The organism is Variovorax sp. 01T439_2 (genome assembly GCF_056398445.1).
The window spans coordinates 1-3,899 of the sequence record NZ_JBFTPJ010000575.1 but is presented as its reverse complement, the minus strand read 5'-3'; the positions used below and the strand labels follow the sequence as shown (position 1 = coordinate 3,899).

The 3,899-nt window shown below is 67.8% G+C and carries 5 protein-coding genes; 1 reads left to right on the top strand and 4 read right to left on the bottom strand.

Annotation, left to right across the window (positions count from 1 at the left end; all coding sequences use genetic code 11):
* A partial coding sequence (locus AC1DOC_RS23575; RefSeq protein WP_478130596.1) for a VOC family protein occupies positions 1–297 on the top strand: 297 nt, incomplete at its 5' end.
* Positions 298–316: 19 nt separating this feature from the next.
* Here the strand turns inward: AC1DOC_RS23575 and AC1DOC_RS23570 are convergent.
* The 4 genes from AC1DOC_RS23570 to AC1DOC_RS23555 form a co-directional block, all read right to left on the bottom strand.
* Positions 317–874, bottom strand: a complete 558-nt coding sequence (locus tag AC1DOC_RS23570; RefSeq protein WP_478081564.1) for a hemerythrin domain-containing protein — start codon at positions 872–874, stop codon at positions 317–319.
* A 183-nt stretch (positions 875–1,057) separates the two neighbouring features.
* Positions 1,058–1,582, bottom strand: a complete 525-nt coding sequence (locus tag AC1DOC_RS23565; RefSeq protein ID WP_012747318.1) for a phosphoribosyltransferase — start codon at positions 1,580–1,582, stop codon at positions 1,058–1,060.
* 19 nt (positions 1,583–1,601) lie between these two features.
* Complete coding sequence (locus AC1DOC_RS23560) at positions 1,602–2,933, bottom strand: adenylosuccinate synthase (RefSeq protein ID WP_478081562.1); 1,332 nt, start codon at positions 2,931–2,933, stop codon at positions 1,602–1,604.
* A 23-nt stretch (positions 2,934–2,956) separates the two neighbouring features.
* The coding region (locus AC1DOC_RS23555; RefSeq protein WP_478130595.1) for an ATP phosphoribosyltransferase regulatory subunit at positions 2,957–3,899 on the bottom strand (943 nt) is incomplete at its 5' end.

Sequence of the window (3,899 nt, the reverse complement as noted above, 5' to 3'; positions counted from 1 at the left end):
ATCCTGATGATCTCGGACGAGTTCGCCGAATACGGCATTCCCAGCGCCAGGACGCTGGGCGGCACTGCGGTGACGCTGCACCTGCACGTGGACGATGCCGACGCCGTGGTGGCGCGTGCCGTGGCGGCCGGCGCCACGCTCGACATGGCGCCGCAGGACCAGTTCTACGGCGAGCGATCGGGCGTGTTCCGCGATCCCTTCGGCCATCGCTGGAACGTGGGCCACAGCATCGAGAAGCTGACGCCGGAGGAAATGCAGCGGCGCTACACCGCGATGTTCGATTCCGAGGGCGCCTAGGCACCGACCGTCCGGAATATCAGCCCGCGGGCTTCGAGACTTGTCCGCGCAGCGGCGAACGGCGATGCCCGCGCTTCCTGGCCGCTCCCACCTCCTTCGAGATGGACGAGACCACCGCAGCCCATTCCTCCGGACTAAGCAGCAGCGCCGTATGCGAATGCAACAGCGTGTCTTCCTTGTCCAGATGCGCGGACATCAATTGCCGGTGCTGCCGCAGCAGCGCGTCGGCGTCCACGTCCGCGCCCGTGTTGTCGCCGGATTCGGCGCTCGCGAGCAGGATCTTTGCCTGTGCAAGGAGGCCGCTGCAGCGCTCGCTCTCCGAATCGAGCTGGTCGAGAAGCCCGTCGGCCTCGCTCGACCTGCCGCGCAGCATGTTCAGCATGACAACGCCCTTGGGGCGGTGCGTTGTTTCTTCGAAGGCCTGAAGGCGCTCGATGGCTTCGATGGCCGACCTTGCCTGCTGCCGGACGCCCGCTTCGCCCCCTGCCTTCATCGCCGTTTCAAGGCGAGCCAGCAGCTCCCGGGTGCGAACGTGCTCGGCGCGCAAGATGGCCCACGCGCATTCGGCCGCCAACATGCTTCACTCCTTCGAAGCCGCGAACGGCTCCAAGCTTGCCTGTGAACTTGAGGCTTTAACGCTATGGTTCTACGCCGTTGCGGCGGCTGCTGCAAGCCGCGCCGGCGCAGATGCGCGCTGCGCCTACAGCGTGGCGGCCCGAATGCCGATAAGGCGCTGCCGCAGGCGCAGCAGCGGGGTCGGTCAGACCGACCACTTCTCCAGCAGCTTCTCGGCGCCGAGCGAGTCGTAGCCTTCGAAGGGCTGGTGGATCCACGGGTTGGTCGGCAGGTACTCGACCGAGTAGTCGGGCGTGAAGGTCGACAACGCCTTGGTCCAGATCACCGCGCTGCGCAGTTCGGTGATCGGCTTGTAGTTGTTGCGCAGCATGTCCATCACCGCATGCAGCGTGTGGCCCGAGTCGGCCAGGTCGTCCACCAGCAGCACCCTGCCGGCGATCTCGCCCTTGGGCGTGGTGATGAAGCGCGCGATGTCCAGGTGCCCCTGCACCGTGCCGGCGTCGGCGCGGTAGGAGCTGGTCGACATGATCGCCAGCGGCTTGTCGAAGATGCGCGAAAGCACGTCGCCGGGCCGCATGCCGCCGCGCGCGAGGCACAGGATGGTGTCGAACTGCCAGCCCGACTGGTGGATCTTGATCGCGAGCTTCTCGATCAGGTTGTTGTACTCGTCGTAGCTGACGTAGAGATGCTTGCCGTCTTCGGTCAACATGGTGGGGGTTCGTTCCTGTTCAGTCCGCGAGATAGGGGTGGCGCATCATGATCGTGTGGTCGCGATCAGGGCTCGTGGAAACCATGTGGATGGGCACGCCCGTGATCTGCTCGATGCGCTGCAGGTAGAGCCGTGCATTCACGGGCAGCTTCTCGTACTGCGTGACGCCGACGGTGCTCTCGCTCCAGCCTTCGAGGGTCTCGTAGATGGGCGTGCAGCGCTCGATCTCGTCGGCGCCCATGGGCAGGATGTCGGTGGTCTCGCCGTCGAGCTCGTAGCCGGTGCACAGCTCGAGCTTCTCGAGCCCGTCGAGCACGTCGAGCTTGGTGATGCACAGGCCCGACAGGCCGTTGACCTGCGCCGAGCGCTTGAGCAGCGCGGCGTCGAACCAGCCGCAGCGGCGGCTGCGGCCCGTGGTGACGCCCTTTTCGGCGCCCACGGTGCTCATGTGGTAGCCCGGCGTGCCCGGCGTGGCCCAGTCGAGTTCGGTCGGGAACGGACCGCCGCCCACGCGCGTGCAGTAGGCCTTGGTGATGCCCAGGATGTAGTGCAGCATGCCCGGGCCCACGCCCGAGCCCGCGGCGGCATTGCCGGCCACGCAGTTGCTCGAGGTGACATAGGGATAGGTGCCGTGGTCGACGTCGAGCAGCGTGCCCTGCGCGCCTTCGAACAGCAGGTTGGCGCCGGCCTTGTGCGCGTCGTTCAGTTCGCGCGACACGTCGGCCATCATCGGCTTGAGCAGCGCGGCATGGCGCATGGCTTCGTCGAAGACCAGGTCGAAGTCGATGGCAGGCGCGCCGAGCACCTGCGTCAGCACATGGTTGTGCAGGTCGAGCAGCACGCGCAGCTTGGTGGCGAAACGCTCGGGGTGCTTCAGGTCCTGCACGCGCAGCGCACGGCGCGCGATCTTGTCCTCGTAGGCCGGGCCGATGCCGCGGCCGGTGGTGCCGATCTTCTCGACGCCGCCTTTTTCGCGATACGTTTCCCGCGCGATGTCGAGCGCCGCGTGGAAAGGCAGGATCAGCGGGCAGGCCTCGCTGATGCGCAGGCGCGAACGCACTTCGACGCCGGCCTTTTCGAGCCCTTCGATTTCCTCGAACAGCTTGGCAGCCGAAAGCACCACGCCGTTGCCGATGTAGCACTTGACGCCGGGCCGCATGATGCCGCTCGGGATCAGGTGCAGCGCGGTCTTCACGCCGTTGATGACCAGCGTGTGGCCCGCGTTGTGGCCGCCCTGGAAGCGGACCACGCCCTGGGCGCTTTCCGTCAGCCAGTCGACCAGCTTGCCCTTGCCTTCATCGCCCCACTGGGTGCCGACGACGACCACGTTTCTTCCGGTGGTTACGCTCATGCTCGTTCCATTACTTCAAAAAATCAGAGGGCTCGGACTTGCCACTGCCCTGCGTGCTCGACGAGCTCGCGGTCGCAGTGGAATTCATCGATTTCGCTGCCGTGGCCCGGCAGTACGCAGACCACGATCTCGCCGGCCTTGCGCAGCCCGGCAATGGCCTCGCGCAGGCCGGCCGCGTCGCTCCAGGGCGCGCGGATGGCCGCGCGCAGCGGACGCGCCGGCAGCACGCCGACCAGTTCGCGCACGTCCAGGCTGAAGCCGACCGCCGGCCGGTTGCGGCCGAACACGGCGCCGACTTCGTCGTAGCGCCCGCCGCGCACCAGCGCATCGGCCGCGCCCGGCACGTAGATGCCGAAGCGCATGCCGCTGTAGTAGGCATAGCCGCGCAGGTCGGCCAGGTCGAAGCTGATCTGCCGCGCCGGATCGGCACCGAGGCTCGCGGCCAGCTGCTTCAATCCGGCCAGTGCCGCGCTCACGGCCGGCGTGCCCTTGAGGGCCTTGGCGGCTTCGTCGAGCACCGACGCATCGCCATACAGCTGGACCAGCGCGCGCAGGCCGTCGCGCGACGCAGCCGGGAAACTGCGCGTGAGCGCATGCAGTTCGCTCGCATCCTTGGCAACCAGCGCCGCATGCACGCGCGCCAGCACGGCGGCGTCGACCGGCACGCCGGCGAACAGCGCCCGCACGATGCGCGCATCCGCCAGGTCGACGATCACGCCGTCGCTCAGGCCCGATGCATGCAGGCAGTCGAGCGCCAGCAGCAGCACTTCGGTGTCGGCCTCGAGCCCCGCATGGCCGTAGATCTCGGCCCCGAACTGCAGCGGCTCGCGCGTGGCATGCGGCCGATCGGGGCGGGTGTGCAGCACCGGTCCGCAGTAGCACAGCCGTGCCACGCCTTCGCGGTTCAGCAGGTGGGCGTCGATGCGCGCCACCTGGGGCGTGGTGTCGGCCCTCAGGCCCATGCTG

What these genes read in the sequence shown, in the direction of transcription:
- AC1DOC_RS23570 (WP_478081564.1), bottom strand. Translation starts at nt 874, where the DNA reads ATGTTGGCGGCCGAATGCGCGTGGGCCATCTTGCGCGCCGAGCACGTT.
- AC1DOC_RS23560 (WP_478081562.1), bottom strand. Translation starts at nt 2,933, where the DNA reads ATGAGCGTAACCACCGGAAGAAACGTGGTCGTCGTCGGCACCCAGTGG.
- AC1DOC_RS23565 (WP_012747318.1), bottom strand. Translation starts at nt 1,582, where the DNA reads ATGTTGACCGAAGACGGCAAGCATCTCTACGTCAGCTACGACGAGTAC.